This is a genomic window from uncultured Methanobrevibacter sp. (assembly GCF_902769175.1).
Classification (GTDB): Archaea; Methanobacteriota; Methanobacteria; order Methanobacteriales; family Methanobacteriaceae; genus Methanobrevibacter.
Map to the genome: position 1 here is coordinate 19,646 of NZ_CACXNW010000025.1, position 15,148 is coordinate 34,793.

Consider the following 15,148-nt stretch of genomic DNA (forward strand, 5'->3'; position numbering starts at 1 on the left):
TAAATTTAAAAGCGAAAAATAAATTTAAAAATCTATTAAAAAAAAAAAATTTTAAATTTTACCTAAATGTACATTATATTATAATATTTTATATAAATCATAATATTTAAATTTTTATTTATATATAAAAAAATGATATTAACATAAAGAATTTGATAATATCAAAACAACATCATTAAGGAAATATTTGAAAAATAAGTCTGTTTAAATGGGATAAAAGTTTAAAATAAAAAATAAGAATTGTTTGATTTTAAAAAAAAGTATTAAAAATATATATAATTGAAAAATAAAGTTAAAATTAATAGGAAAATCAAAAAATTACCTATTAATTAGAATCCACTAGAATAATCATTTCCAGTTAAATCTTTGGCTATTTTAAAAGTTTCATCATAGGTTTTTCCTCTAATAGTGATTCTTTGATATCCTTTAGGACCATGAACAATAAAATTGCCATTGATATACTCTTTTATAGGTTCTTGAGGTTCTGGACCTTCATAATCACCTATCGGCACTTCCAATGCACAATAGTCTTTAATCTCATTTTCAAGATCTGTTAGATTGAAATTACCTACAGCAATATCCACAAGCAGATTCAATGGGTTTAAATCTGTACATGCAAAGGACAGATACCTTGTACCACTTGGACGAGTGTTGATTTCAATTGCATAAACCTTATTTTCATTCTTTGAATAAATCAAGTCCATATCAATTGTTCCTTCAGATTTAAGATTAGTTGCAATATGCTTGGCTATTTTCCTAAACTCTTCATTATCCATTGCTTCAAAATCACAAGGACCATATCTAAGCCTTTTTATTGGATGAATTCCTTCTAAACTGGTTTCTCCCTTGTATACTGGAACCAATGGCAGATATTCTCCATTCCAACCAATCACTTCAGTTGAAACTTCACTTCCTTCAATGAACTTTTCAATCAAAGCTTGATTAAAGCTGTCAAAATAATCCAATACATCCTTGAATTCATTGGTTATGCAAATATCCTTACCTCCTTGCCCTTCTGATTGCTTTAAAACGATTGGGAAATCAAAGCCTAATTTTTCAATAAACTCTTCCTCTGTTTCAAAGTCATCCTTGCTTAAAACATTTGCAGGAGGCACATTAAGATTGATTGATTTAAAGAATTCTTTAGTTTTGACTTTATCAGATGCTATTTCAACTGCATTAAAATTTGATGAGATTACTGGAATATTATGCTTTTCCTCAATTTCCTCCTTCATTAATGCTACATCCATCAATGGAGGGTCAATGCCTAAAAGAGGAACAATAGCATTAACTTCCTCTCCAATAGCTATTTCCATAGGCTTATCCATTCCTCTTGGAACTATATAATATCTTGTTGGCAAATCCAAATTAGGAGCTTCTTCATTTGATTCGGTAATGATGCTTTCAATACCTAATTTATCTACATGATATGCCACATCATCGTATAATCTTGATCCAATAAATAAAACTTTCATATAATCACACAGAATTCTTTAATCTAATATTATATTTAGAATCATGTTAAATAAAATTTACTTAAAAGAGATTGGAAGATGAAAAAAAGAACAATCCCAATAAATTGAAAAAATAAGCTAAATAGTTAGAAAAAAATTAAAAACTGATTAAAAGTATTTCTTAATATTAAAAAATAGTAGAAATATAAAAAATAAAATAAGATTAAAAAAGCTAAAAATATAAAAAACATTCAAAAACTAAAAAATAAAATAAGATTAAAAAAGCTAAAAATATTAAAAAAGTTCAAAAATATAAAAATAAAATAAAAGATTAAACTCCTAAAATCTTATTAAACAACAATTTAATAAGCATATCTGAAGAATCCTTAATTTTAGGTGACAATTCAAAGGACAACTCCATTATTTCAGGTTCTATTCCAATGAAAAGAATATTGTACTCCTTTTCCAACTGCAAATATTTAATCAAATAAGCTAATGACATTGAGTGGGTTGAAATGCTTATATCTACAATATTGTCCTTATTTACAATATTTATTTCACCAGCTTCCTTATTCATTAAACTGGCATCAATTAGAATTATATGAGAAGGATCACATTTTTTTATGAGTCCAGTGAAATTTTCAGGAACTGAACCACCATTTATCAAAAATGTCTTTTCCAATCTTTCAATCCATGACTCATTTACATCAACATTTAATTCGTTAAAATACGAATAAAGACCTTCATTTAGAGGTGTATTTCCAGTGTTAATATCAATTACATTATCAAAAAACTCAAAATCATTATCTTGATTATTAAGAAAATCTGGATTATTTTTTCCATTATTATCCTTTGAATTTAAATTATTTAAGATATTTTCTTTTAAAATAGATAATTGATTAATAATATATGGTCCTAAACCATCATCTCCACGAATATCATTTCCTATACCTAAAATAAGTAGAGAATCAGAATTTTCTAAAAATAAATCAATTTCCTTGCTTATTTTTTCACAATTTTTTGACATTTTATCACAATCATTATAATTTGAAAAAGCTTAAAGAATTTACACTTGAAATACAACTAAAGTTTAAATTTTTTTAATGATTTCAATGAATTTTTGAATGAAATGCTAAAAAAAAATTTGTGTTTGAACATCATTTAAATAAAGTTTTTAATTATGAACTATTTCCAAAATCTCAGTCCTTATGGTTTCCACTCCACCGCCCATAACATATTCAAGTTTTATCCGAACCGAATCTCCACAATTTAGCTCCACTTCTTCAATCGGAACCATCATAGAAGGATTTAACATAGGAGTAGGTCCACAAATAATATTTTCATTCAAATTGGTGAAAGTGGTTAGCTTAATGCCATTAATCTTTAATTTATTTTCCTCGATATTAAAATTATCTTTTAGATTGAATCTTTCAAACTTCTCATCAGCTAATTTCTCTTCAAAGCCCATTGACTTTAAGTCATCTTCTCCATATACCATAAACTCTATTTCTGCACTAAAATTAGAATCAAGATCATCCAGGAAATTTAATTCACTATAAATAACCGGTTTTCCTAAAGCAATATAAACTGGAGCGTATTCATCATCTTCATACTGAATGAAATGATTATTCATAAAAATAGGTTCTGCAGAATTTATGATTCCCTGAGGAATGATTGTTCCATTTTCCTTTAGGTATTTCTTTGCATAAATCAATACAGGAACTTCCTCCTCATCAATCAGTGCAGTATCTAACATTTCACATATAATCAGGTCTGCCTTTTCATTTAATTTGCTGAAATCAAAGCTTAATATATCATCATTGAAGACATAAACATTATCGAATTCTTTAAGGTTCTCTTTAGCTAATTGATAGGTTGAATTATTTAACTCAATAGCAATAATATTATCCATATAGTCCTTTGCAAAATAGCTTAAAACGCCAGAACCACATCCCAAATCAAAGGCAATTCTTGATGAAGATTTCAAATCACCATTTCCATTATTGTATGAACCATTATCTATTTCCACCATATAATCATCAATAGCTTCCTTAAAAGCACTTAGCCTTTCATAATCCCTTAAAAGCTTGAAATGATAAGAATTAACGTTAAATTTCATAGTAACGCCTAAACAATAAGATTTGATAAAAAATTTGAAACAGTGAAAAATTACTCCAGATTTTCCACAATTTTAATGAAAAATATACTCAAAAAATGATTAATTTTAAAAAATAACCCCTTAAAATGAATAATAATTTAAAAAATCATTTAAGATTAACAAATTAAATCCTAAATGATATAAAATAAAAAAAGTTAGAAATTAGATATGTACATGATCCTCATTATGGTCATGTTCATGGTCTAAAGACTCGCCATTTGCTGTACTAGTAAGTTTAACATGCTCTACACCTTTAAGTCTCATCATTCTTTCGGTGAGATCTCTGATTTGTGTAACATCCCCATTTACAACAATAACTTCCATACAGTACTTTTGAGTCATATGAATATGCATGCTAGCGTTAATTTCCTTTCTAAAATCATGCTGGATGTTTGCTAAGCTTTCCATAACTCCTGTGAAATGATGATCGTAGATAATGGTGATGACACCTACTCTTTGACCTTCCATTTCACTCATCCATTGATATCTCAAAATATAATCGCTTAAAGCATCGCGAATCCCTTTCGAACGTGATTGATAACCCCTGTCTTTTAAAACTTCATCAAACTCTGCCAAAAGTTTTTTTGGTAAAGACATACTTATTCTCATCATATAAAACACCTAAAACTACAATACAATATTTAATAATAATTGTCTTTTAATCAAGTATTGCTTAATTAATATGAATTTCCAAATTATTATTAATATATTAATATATTATTACTTTATAGAATATAAATATTACTAAAAAAATTCCATAAAAATGGAAAAAATGCTATACTTTTCCATTAAATGCTTTAATTTGATATCGTTCATTATTATTTTTCTCAAAAATAAAGAATTTTTAAATTATTCATTCAAACAAATTGATAATCAATTTATCAAATAATTAAACAAAAATTATACAAAATCACAAACTTTAAAAAATTTTATAAAACATGAAAAAATAATAGAATATTATGTCTGAAATAAAAGCAAATAATATAAATATTAACTATCAGCTTAAAGGAGAAGGCAAAACAATTGTTTTTGTTCATGGATTGTCTGATAATTTACACTATTGGGATATTTTAACTAATGAGTTAGCAAGCAGATACCAAGTTTTAACCTATGATTTAAGAGGGCATGGAAGCTCTGGAGATGATGATAGGCAATCAAGCATAGACTTATATCAAGAGGACCTCTACTGCCTATTAAATGAATTGAATATAGACAATGCTGTTTTCATTGGTCTTTCATTAGGGGGAAATGTAATTTTGGATTTAGTTCTCAATCATCCTGAAAAAGTGAATGGAATGATAATCATGTCCAGTTTCCCAGAACTTGACGAAAGATTAAGGGGAATTTTTAAAGATTTTGAAAATGGAATCAATCAAGGATTTGTTGAGTTCTTTGATATCATTTTACCTTATACATTAACTGAAGATATGATTGAAGAGAATAAGGAAGTATTGGAATCCCTTAAATATGAAGCAGCAAAGGTAGCAAATATTGAAGGAATCAAAAACGGAATCAAAGCAGGATATGGATTTAATGTCACTGATAGATTAAATGAGATTGATGTTCCTACAGTAGTGATAGCTGGAGAAGAGGATGATTTAACCGATTTGAATATTCAAAAGAAAATCCAGGAGAACATTAAAGGTTCTGAGTTAATTGTTCTTGAAAAGACAAAGCATAAACTTTTAATTGGCAGAAATATTTCAAGGATAATTGAGATAATTGATGAATTCATGCTAAAAATAGAGTAATGATTTATAATCAGATGAAAAAATAGCTTAAATGAAATTCTCTAAAAAGTATTGATTTCAAATAAATAAAAAATTATAAAAAGAAATAAACAAAAAATATTGATTTCTAAATAAATAAAAAAAGATTATAAAAAGAAATTAAACAAATATTGATTTTAAAAAAATAAAAAAAAGAAATTGATTATTATAAAACCTTATAATAATCTCCATTTTTTCTATAAACTGCTTCAATTAGCCCTTTATTCTCTAATGACAATAAAATATGATACATTCTAAAATCAGATAATTTTAACTCACCATATAAAAGGTTTCCTTCAATTTCATATCTTGAGACAAAACCTTCATCATCCTGTAAGGACTTTATAATTTCAAATGATGACTTTTCTTTTTGGTTCAATTCAGCATTAAGCACATCTTCCTTTGAATTTACAGTATTTATCTCCTTATCCACTTCTTTTAGCATAACTGTAGATCCATCATAATTTACCAATCCTTTTGAATCCAAACTTTTCAATAGGTCATTCAAATCGTGTTCATAAATCCCCAAATCTTCTTTAATAATGGAAACGTCTACTTTTTCATCAGAATATGATTTAATTTGATTTAGGACATTTTCTTCTTCTTTAGTAATTGTTATCATAAATAAAAACCTTTAGATATAATTTTTAATAAAACTTCTGTATTTGAATTTAAAATATTAATCTTTCTTATTTAATTATATTATGTAATGCATTATAAATAAATTTATAGACAGCAATTGAAAACTAAAAATAGATTAAAAATAATAAGCAATATTTTAAAAAATAGCTGAAATTAAATAATCAATAGTCAAAATATAGCAAATATCAAAGATAGTAAAAAATAGTGAAAACTAGCAAAATATAGCAAATATCAAAGATAGTAAAAAATAGTGAAAACTAGCAAAATATAGCAAATATCAAAAAGAGCAAAAACATTAAAAATAAAAAAAAAAATAATGAATAAAATTAATTATTCACCACTTAATCTATTGATTGCATCTTTTGCACCATATTGTACAAAAGAGCTTTCGTCATTTAATAATTCTTCGAGTTTTGGAAGAGCTTCCTTAGCATCAAGTGCTCCTAAGATCCAACAAGCTGCTCCTCTAACTCTCCATTTAGGATTATCCAATTCTGCAATAACAGGTTCAATTGCTTCATCACCCATAGTAGTTAAAGCGGTAGAAGCTTCTCTTCTTACCAATTTGTTTCTGTCACCTAAAGTTTTAACAAGTGCAGGGATAGCTCTCTTGTCACCAATAGCTTTTAAGACTTCTATTGCACCAAGCTTAATGTCTTTGTTTCTTTCATCTAAAGCTGCAATGAGAGGTTCAACTGCTTCTTCACCTTTAAGCTCGAGTGAACCAATTGCTTCTTCCTTAACAAAGTCATCCTCATCTTTTAAGTCTAATATGAGTTCATCAATTGATTTTTCCATAATATTACCGTCCTAAAACATTAATTATCAAAAATATTCTATTATTTTAATTAAACTACAATCATTCAACCATATGAATAATTATCTATACTTATCTTTACAATTGAATGTACTTAATTATTATTATAATTTACAAGTATATAAATATTTCGACTTGTTACGAACAATATTATACATTACAAATAAAACCATTTTTGTTAAAGGGATGAGAAATTATAAAATGCAATAATGTACCTTAATATACATTATAGTTTTAAATTGAAAAAGATTATAAATTAAAAACATAATATATTTAAAATGAAATAATTATTTAAATAAATTAAAGGACCTGTAAATGATGATAAAGATAGCTAGAATAGATGGAGATGGAATTGGAAAAGAGGTTACAGAAGCAGGAGTGGCAGTGCTTGAATCCATAGATTTGAACTTTGATTTCATCGAAGCGGAAGCAGGCAGAGAATGCTTTGAAAAGAATGGAACAACCATACCTGAAGAAACAATAAAAATTGCTAAAAATGCAAAAGCAACCCTTTTTGGAGCAATAACTTCAACTCCAGGACAAAAAAGCCCAATCATTACACTCCGTCAAGAATTGGATACTTATGCAAATTTAAGACCTATAAAATCATTTAAAGGAATAAATTGCCTATTTGATGACTTGGATTTCCTTATTGTAAGAGAGAATACTGAAGGATTATACTCTGGAAATGAATCTATAGAAGAAATTAAGTCTGAAGACAATTCAATTATAGATAAAAAAGCAATAGCACATAGAGTGATTACTAAAAAGGCAAGCGAAAGGATATCAAAACTTGCCTTTGAAGAAGCAATTAAACTAAATAAGGAATCTGTCACTTGCGCACATAAGGCAAATGTGCTTAAAAAGACAGATGGAGTCTTTAAGGAATCATTTTATAAAGTGGCTAAAGATTATCCAAATATAAAAACCAATGATTATTATGTGGATGCAACAGCAATGTACCTATTGACAAAGCCACAGGAATTTGATGTGATTGTTACAAGCAACCTCTTTGGAGACATATTGTCTGATGCTTCAGCAGGGCTTGTTGGAGGATTGGGACTTGCACCATCTGGAAATATTGGAGATGAACATGGAATCTTTGAACCAGTTCATGGATCTGCACCAGATATTGCAGGAAATAATATATCCAACCCAATAGCTATGCTTTTATCCGTTTCAATGATGCTTGAATATTTAAATGAAGACTATTGGGCAGATAAAGTAAGAACAGCTTGTGAAAATGTCTTGGAAAAAGGAAAAGTAAAAACACCCGACTTAGGTGGAAATGATAAGACAATGGATGTTGCAAATGAAGTTATCAAAGAAATAAAGAACTTATGTTAATTATTTAAACAATAAAATAATAAAAAATTATTTTTTCATAGAATACTTGCAAAACAGTACCATAATTTTACTAATAAATTATCTGCAAAACTTAGATGATTTTACTAATAATTTTTATGAATTACAATAAAAAGAGGCGTAATATGTTAAATATAACTACATTTCTCGATGCAAATGCACGTAGATTAGACAAAAATGTATTTTATTGCCCTTTAAGAGATTTAAGATACAATTCAACAGAAGTGTTGTCTATTGTATCTGGAATTGGGCAAAGCTTAAAAGATAAAGGAATTGAAAAAGGAGATAGAGTACTTATTTATTTAAATAACTCACCAGAATACATATTCTCACTTCTTGCAATATGGAGAATAGGTGCAATAGCTATCCCAACCAATAGAATATTGACATCATCAGAATTGAACTATATGATAAATGATGCAGATGCAAAACTAATAATCACTGATGATGAGGCAAAAGAAACCATAAAAGAATTAGATACTCAAGCTTACATCATAGAAAACTGTGAAAGCTTTGAAGGAAGTGCAGTTATAGCACCTGAAGAAACTGATTGGGAAGACTTATGTCAATTGCAATACACTTCAGGAACAACTGGAAAACCTAAAGGATCCATGCTAACCCATGGAAATTGGTTTACTGCAATTCATAATGCATGTGATGTATTGACCTATAAGGAAAAAGATACATTCCTCTGCATTTATCCAATGGCACATGTAGGAATATTATGGGCAATAGGAGCTCTAAGAGCTGGAGCATTGACCATAATGATGAAATTTTTTGAAATCAATCAATACCTTGAATTATGCAAAAATGAAGAGGTGACTGTTTTATCAGGTATGCCTCCAGTAATTCACACATTGACAAACTTAGAAGAAGAGAAAAGGGAAAACCTAAAAACAGTTAGGGAAATTATAAGTGGCGGAGGGCCATTGCATAAGAAAATATGGAAGAAATTCATGAAGCAATACAATATTCCTATTATAAATGCATATGGACTTTCTGAAACCATTGTAATTGGTACTGGAACAGTGATTAGGCCTGAAGATTATGTTACAGCAGACAGATATGAAAGTGTAGGGCATCCAGTATGCTTCTCTGAACTTAAAATCGTTGATGACCATGATGCCAATAAAACATTAGGACACTTTGAACATGGAGAGATTGCTCTTAGAGGACCTGCAATAGCTAAAGGATATTGGGGAATGGAACAAGAAACAAAAGAATCTTTCCTTGAAGATGGATGGTTCCTAACTGGAGATATTGGTTATATTGATGATGATGAACGTTTATTCATTACAGACAGGAAAAAAGACATGATTGTAATGAGTGGATGGAAGATTTATCCTACAGAAGTTGAAGAAACATTAATCAAATATCCAAAAGTAGAGGAAATAGCGATTTTCAGTATTGGAGATTGTCATAGAGGTGAACTTCCAGTAGCTGCTGTTGTATGGAAAGAGGAAGAAGATCCTGAAGGATTAGTTGAATATGCAAAAGAATATTTAGCAAGATACAAGGTTCCAAGAAAAATATTTACTATGGATGAGCTTCCAAGAGTAAATGGTTGGAAATTGCTTAGAAGAGAATTAAGAGAAATGTATTCTGAAAAATTAGAAGAATAATTTCTCTAATTAATCTTTTTTTATTTAATACACTTTTTTATCTTTTAATTATAATATTAAAAAAAGTTCAAATGAAAGTATAAAAAATCATTTAATCTAATTTAAAAAAAATATCTTAAAACTAATTTTAAAAAAAAAGTATATAAAAACTAATTTAAAAATAATTTTAATCTACTTTTAAAAAAAAAAGTTCAAATAAAATCTAAAACAAGTATGTGAATCTAATTTTAAAAAAAAATAAGAACATTCCTAAAAAGGAATGTTTAAATAAACTATTTCTATTTTAAAAAATCATCTTTTTACTCTTAAAATGTTCTTATTGGTTAATTTGCCATAAGTGGAATAAACAGTATATTTGCCTAATCCTAAATATTTAAGTTTTAAAGTGGCAATTCCCTTAGAGTTTGTTTTTGATTTGTATGTTTTGCCTTTTAACTTAAATGTAACATACTTATTCTTTAAGACCTTACCTTTGCTATTAAGCAATCTTGCTTTGAAATTAATGATGCGAGCTCTTTTTCTAGTGATATTGTAAGTTACTAAAGTTGTTTTAATAGTTACATTATTCTTGACTACAAATCCTTTATATGAAGCAACAACAACAAATTTCTGAGGTTTGCCATTTATTTTAAGATAAGCATATCCCTGATTATTGGTTCTTCTGTAATAGTCTTTGCCTTTTACGGTAAATTTGACAGAACCATTCTTTGCAATCTTGCCGTAATCATCATAAACTCTGACCTTATAGCTTGAACCAGCACCATAATACATTACCAAATTCTTATTTTCAGTGATTCTCTTTACTACCTTGATTGTTTGAGTTTTTTCCTCTGAAGTGATTGGGTTTTTAATCTTTACAGTATAGGTTCCTGGCTTAAGGGTATTTGCAATGCTTACTTTTCCATAATCATTTGTTTTTAGGTTATATGTTTTTCCAGCAAAAACAATTGATACAGATTGATTTGCCAATGCTTTACAATCACCATTCAAGAATTGAACAATGTAATTTGATCCATAAGTGTAATTGGCTGTAGGAAGATTTATGCTTGATTTTACATTAATCACAGATGAATTGGAAGATAGAGCATACATCTTTTCACCATTAAACTGGATATTGAAACTAAAACTACCAATATTTAAATTAAGATTTAAAGACGCTTCACCATTATCATCTGTTAAAATTGTGCCATTGACATTATTTAAACTGTATACAAGCTCTCTTCCACTTAATGGAGTTCCATCACTAGAGAACAATTTAAACTTATAGGCTTTTCCACTATGGAAAACAGTGTCGACATTGCTTAAAACAATATAAGTTCCTTTTTGTTCCACAGTAATTAAATCTTCTAAATCCGGACAGAAATACACGTCATCATTAAGGTGGATTTTAATAGTGCTTTCACCAAGAGGCAAATCAGTTATAAATTTAGATGCTTTTCCATCAATGGTTCTAACTGAATAGTTTCTATCTCCAACAACTATAAAGACAGTTTCATTGATTGTATCATTGAGAGTGATATTAACCAATGCAGTATCCAAATCAACGGAAATATGCACCTCCATATTAACAGGTATTTTTAATATTTCCACAGTTTCATTAGCTTTTGAAGTGATATATCCAAAAGCAACAAACTCTGCATTGATTGTATTCAATCCGGTTTCAAATACATATGTAAGTTTTGCCACTCCATTAGATACATTTACAGGAACAATAACATCAGATAAGTTAAATAAGACTTTACCACAGTTTACAGGATTTCCATATTGATTTAAAACATGTGCTATGATATTTACAGGATTGAAACCATTGTAAACAATATCCAAAGAAGTTACAGTATCAATGACATCAAATACAGTAAATACCTTTATGCAAGCAACTTGTGAATTATTGTATGTATGGCCAGGATAATCCATCCATCTTAAATTATACAAATCTAACCACTCATTGCCATCATAGCTGAGGAATGAAATTCCTTCTCTAAAGAATTCATTATTTAGGCTAACTGTTTCAGCGATTGGAACACCTGCATCTCCAGTTACATTAATCTTGAATACTATTTCAAATATGTCTCCTGCATTTAGAGGGACATGTTCAAATAGGTCAATAGTCCAATATCCAGTATTGGAAAATCCTGATTTAGTGGATTTTAATATATCATTTACATAAACAGACAATTCCCAATTGCTTGGCTTATCAAAATAGGTTGAAACTGCAGCCAAATACTCATTATCAGCTGCATTGAAGATGTTTTTATACCAAACAGTATCTGTTTTATTGAAGAAATAATCGGTTTTTGCAAGGTCATATTGGTAATTTTTGTCATATTTTATTGTATCATTTAATAGGATTGCAAAACCATCATCCATGGCACCAGGCTTATGAGAACTAACATCATAATATGAAAGGTAGAAGTAACCATTCATCTTACCCCAATGATCTCCCCAACTGTTTTTCACTATCCATGCACCTTTACCTGGAGCATCAGGAATATAAACATCATCATCCCATCCAACGATAGCCACTGCATGATTACAAGTACCATTATCCTTATTATACATATATGTGTAATTGCTATAAGTACTATATCCAGAGCGGACAGAGACAAAAACAGCACCATAATTCATTATTGCTCTTTTGACCATATCATTTTCAGTGTAATTTTTCCTTCCTACAAAGACTATATTCTGAACATGCATTGCACTATTTAAAATCGGAGATAAAATACTGTTAGGTGAATAGACATCATCTTCTTCAAAAATTGGACCTAGCCAACTAACAAGATAGCCTATACCCATCCCATCATATCCTCCATTGTTGGTTTCCATTTTCCAACCGTAAGGAGAATATAATGCAGCTAAATTTTTCATATTCTCTTCAGAATAGTCAATTAGAGTTACCAAAGAAGTTCCATTATTAATTAAGTCTATAATGTCTGCATATTCTGTATAATTATAAATTAGTCCAGAACTATTCATGTCATATATCGCTCTAATAACTGCGGATTCAAGACTTCCAACTGTAGCAAATGCCCAGCAATTTCCACCATTGCTTTGAGATTTAACTGTACTTACAAAACCATAATCAACTAGATTATAATAGCTAGGAAGGGTTTCAGTTACTTCACCAGTCTCAAAATTGTATCTAAAGAATGTATAATTATCTGCAATGACTATCAAATCAGACTTTTCATACAAATCCTCATTGTCCTTTGCAGAATTATTTTGATAAAGATTAGATGATATTGTGTAATTCCTATTATAGAAAGAGTATATAGCTCCTCCAAAATTACTTGCAAAGTTATTGACAAAGACATTATTTTCAATTAAAAAGCCATTATTGCTAAATATATATATATATATATATATACAGCTCCTCCTTCAGTAGCATTATTGCAATCAAATCCAGAGTTTGTAATGCTCATATTACCATAAATTTGATAAATGGCTCCCCCATAATATTTTGCAGTATTATTAATGAATCGACAATCAGTTATCTTTAAATCAGTGTTTGCAGTAAAAATAGCTCCTCCATAGAGAGCATGATTATTATTAAAAGTACAATTATTTAAAATTACACTGCTATTCTTATCAAATGAAGAAATCGCTCCACCACAGGATGTTCCAGAATTATCTATCTGATTAGCAGTACAATTATAAAAAATAACATTTGAAGCATTTAAAAGAGAATTATCTCCTTTTAAATCAATCTGAAGATTATTAAAACTTATATTTTCAATATTAAATATTCTTGCAACTTCAAATGTGTAATTCTCAAAAGGATTATATATTATTGTATTAGCAGAATCCTGTCCATAAAAAGTGATGTTATCATGATAATAATAACCGTTTGGAGTGTAGTTGTAAACCCCACTTGCAAAATGAAGTATGGAATTAGACAATATCCTTTCGTCATTAAGTGTCTTGTATGGATTATCAATAGACCCATTTCCATTGTCATCTAATGCATTTGAGTCAAAATAGTATTCATTTATATTTCCATTCGCAGGTTCATCATCATTTATTAAATCATTGTTTTCAACAGCATTTAAATTATCTTCATTTGATAAGCTAAGGGAAAAACTGTCTTCATCTATCGAATTATCAGATAAAATGTTTCCATTAGCTAAATTATCATCAGCAAAATCTACACTGCTTTCAGCCGCAAAACCAGTAGGGATGATAATTAATAAAGATAAAATTATTGAAAAAACAATAATCTTATTTAAGTTTTCCATCAACAAGTTCCCCCAAATTAGTATATACTATAAATTGGTTTGATGTTTATATTTTATTATTTTATTATATATAAATTAAATGAAAAATTTTTGAAGAAAAATCATGCTTTTTTGATATTGTCTAAAAAAATGATTAAAAAAATAAAAACAGTAAATGAAAATTGTAAAAAAAATAGAAAGAATATTAGGTTTATGATTAGAAAAAGTGAAAAATAAAAAAAAAAGTAAAAAAAGATAAATTGAATAGATTAATAAAATGATTAACCTATTTTCGTTTCATTAATTGGACCATTTTCTGACCAATATGATTCATATACTTCAGGATCATTTTGGCCTCCAGATGTAGACACTACAGAACGGTAAATAGGGTTTCCATCCTCATCAACCATGCCAGTATCATAATCCTTTTGCCAATCCTCATATTTCTTAGGCTCATTGGAATTTGAACTTACAGTTGCATTCTTTACTTCAGAAACTTTGCCCTGACTTACATCAGAGACATCAGAAGAGGTATCATTGGCAACAACAGTATCTTCTTGATTATTGTTGGAGCCCATAAAAATAAATACACCAGCAAAAATACATATAACTAGGAGTACTGCTAAAATTATTATTATAATCGATTTGTTATCCATTTTAACTCACCATATACGTTTTTGAATAAATAATTTAAAATTAATTATAATTAAAAAAATTAGAAATTAATTATAATTAATTAATTATTAAATTTAATTAAATTTAAATTTATCTAAATTTTATTAAATTTTTTGCAAAATCATATAAAATCTGATTAAAAATTAAAAAAAATCTGAATAAAAATTAAAAATATATGAATTAAAATAAAAAAAATCTGAATTAAAATTAAAAAAAATAAACTAAATTAAAATTAAAAAAAATCTGAATAAAAATAAAAAAAATAACTAAATTAAAATTAAAAATATATGAATTAATTTAAATTTTCTAAATTGAGAGGGTGTCACAAATTTAAAAAAAAAAAAAAATCAAATCCATGACCCCAAATTTTTTTTAATTTTTTCCAAAATCCCAAAAAAAAAAATCTTTTACTTTTTTTCTTATGAATTGGAT

At 28.0% G+C, this 15,148-nt stretch carries 12 protein-coding genes; 3 read left to right on the plus strand and 9 right to left on the minus strand.

The window, feature by feature from the left end; genetic code table 11:
* Positions 1-329 precede the first annotated feature (329 nt).
* From QZV12_RS09645 to nikR, 4 genes are all read right to left on the minus strand, one after another.
* Positions 330-1,475 carry an ATP-grasp domain-containing protein gene (locus QZV12_RS09645; RefSeq protein ID WP_295620918.1) on the minus strand — a complete coding sequence of 382 codons (1,146 nt, stop codon included), beginning with the start codon at positions 1,473-1,475 and terminating at the stop codon, positions 330-332.
* Between the two features lie 310 nt (positions 1,476-1,785).
* On the minus strand, positions 1,786-2,481 hold the full coding sequence (gene hycI / locus QZV12_RS09650) for a hydrogenase maturation peptidase HycI (protein ID WP_295620921.1): 696 nt from the start codon (positions 2,479-2,481) through the stop codon (positions 1,786-1,788).
* A 147-nt stretch (positions 2,482-2,628) separates the two neighbouring features.
* On the minus strand, positions 2,629-3,573 hold the full coding sequence (locus tag QZV12_RS09655; RefSeq protein ID WP_295620924.1) for a methyltransferase domain-containing protein: 945 nt from the start codon (positions 3,571-3,573) through the stop codon (positions 2,629-2,631).
* 201 nt (positions 3,574-3,774) lie between these two features.
* Positions 3,775-4,224 carry a nickel-responsive transcriptional regulator NikR gene (gene nikR / locus QZV12_RS09660; RefSeq protein ID WP_295620927.1) on the minus strand — a complete coding sequence of 150 codons (450 nt, stop codon included), beginning with the start codon at positions 4,222-4,224 and terminating at the stop codon, positions 3,775-3,777.
* A gap of 347 nt (positions 4,225-4,571) precedes the next feature.
* Between nikR and QZV12_RS09665 the strand changes: the two genes are divergently transcribed.
* Complete coding sequence (locus QZV12_RS09665; protein ID WP_295620931.1) at positions 4,572-5,363, plus strand: alpha/beta fold hydrolase; 792 nt, start codon at positions 4,572-4,574, stop codon at positions 5,361-5,363.
* 184 nt (positions 5,364-5,547) lie between these two features.
* Here QZV12_RS09665 and QZV12_RS09670 read toward each other — a convergent pair whose 3' ends face one another.
* Together QZV12_RS09670 and QZV12_RS09675 are read right to left on the minus strand one after the other, a co-directional pair.
* Positions 5,548-6,003 (minus strand): hypothetical protein, encoded by a 456-nt coding sequence (locus tag QZV12_RS09670; RefSeq protein WP_295620934.1) that lies wholly within the window; start codon positions 6,001-6,003, stop codon positions 5,548-5,550.
* Between the two features lie 350 nt (positions 6,004-6,353).
* Positions 6,354-6,821, minus strand: a complete 468-nt coding sequence (locus tag QZV12_RS09675) for a HEAT repeat domain-containing protein (RefSeq protein ID WP_295620937.1) — start codon at positions 6,819-6,821, stop codon at positions 6,354-6,356.
* A gap of 337 nt (positions 6,822-7,158) precedes the next feature.
* Between QZV12_RS09675 and aksF the strand changes: the two genes are divergently transcribed.
* Both aksF and QZV12_RS09685 read left to right on the plus strand, forming a co-directional pair.
* A complete protein-coding gene (gene aksF, locus QZV12_RS09680) occupies positions 7,159-8,187 on the plus strand; it encodes a homoisocitrate dehydrogenase (protein WP_295620940.1) in 1,029 nt (342 codons plus the stop codon).
* Between the two features lie 143 nt (positions 8,188-8,330).
* Positions 8,331-9,827, plus strand: a complete 1,497-nt coding sequence (locus QZV12_RS09685) for a class I adenylate-forming enzyme family protein (RefSeq protein WP_295620943.1) — start codon at positions 8,331-8,333, stop codon at positions 9,825-9,827.
* A 291-nt stretch (positions 9,828-10,118) separates the two neighbouring features.
* On the opposite strand, the gene QZV12_RS09690 is transcribed toward QZV12_RS09685, so the two are convergent.
* From QZV12_RS09690 to QZV12_RS09700, 3 genes are all read right to left on the minus strand, one after another.
* The gene (locus QZV12_RS09690) at positions 10,119-13,022 is read right to left on the minus strand and encodes a C1 family peptidase (RefSeq protein ID WP_295620947.1); all 2,904 of its coding nucleotides are present in this window, start codon (positions 13,020-13,022) and stop codon (positions 10,119-10,121) included.
* 128 nt (positions 13,023-13,150) lie between these two features.
* Positions 13,151-14,062: a hypothetical protein gene (locus QZV12_RS09695; protein WP_295620950.1), complete on the minus strand. Its 912-nt coding sequence runs from the start codon at positions 14,060-14,062 to the stop codon at positions 13,151-13,153.
* 260 nt (positions 14,063-14,322) lie between these two features.
* Positions 14,323-14,697: a hypothetical protein gene (locus tag QZV12_RS09700; protein WP_295620953.1), complete on the minus strand. Its 375-nt coding sequence runs from the start codon at positions 14,695-14,697 to the stop codon at positions 14,323-14,325.
* Positions 14,698-15,148: the final 451 nt, after the last annotated feature.

Bases quoted from the DNA above. Each gene is read 5' to 3' on its own strand.
- QZV12_RS09645 (WP_295620918.1), bottom strand. From the start codon at position 1,475: ATGAAAGTTTTATTTATTGGATCAAGATTATACGATGATGTGGCATAT.
- hycI (WP_295620921.1), bottom strand. From the start codon at position 2,481: ATGTCAAAAAATTGTGAAAAAATAAGCAAGGAAATTGATTTATTTTTA.
- QZV12_RS09655 (WP_295620924.1), bottom strand. From the start codon at position 3,573: ATGAAATTTAACGTTAATTCTTATCATTTCAAGCTTTTAAGGGATTAT.
- nikR (WP_295620927.1), bottom strand. From the start codon at position 4,224: ATGATGAGAATAAGTATGTCTTTACCAAAAAAACTTTTGGCAGAGTTT.
- QZV12_RS09665 (WP_295620931.1), top strand. From the start codon at position 4,572: ATGTCTGAAATAAAAGCAAATAATATAAATATTAACTATCAGCTTAAA.
- QZV12_RS09670 (WP_295620934.1), bottom strand. From the start codon at position 6,003: ATGATAACAATTACTAAAGAAGAAGAAAATGTCCTAAATCAAATTAAA.
- QZV12_RS09675 (WP_295620937.1), bottom strand. From the start codon at position 6,821: ATGGAAAAATCAATTGATGAACTCATATTAGACTTAAAAGATGAGGAT.
- aksF (WP_295620940.1), top strand. From the start codon at position 7,159: ATGATAAAGATAGCTAGAATAGATGGAGATGGAATTGGAAAAGAGGTT.
- QZV12_RS09685 (WP_295620943.1), top strand. From the start codon at position 8,331: ATGTTAAATATAACTACATTTCTCGATGCAAATGCACGTAGATTAGAC.
- QZV12_RS09695 (WP_295620950.1), bottom strand. From the start codon at position 14,062: ATGGAAAACTTAAATAAGATTATTGTTTTTTCAATAATTTTATCTTTA.
- QZV12_RS09700 (WP_295620953.1), bottom strand. From the start codon at position 14,697: ATGGATAACAAATCGATTATAATAATAATTTTAGCAGTACTCCTAGTT.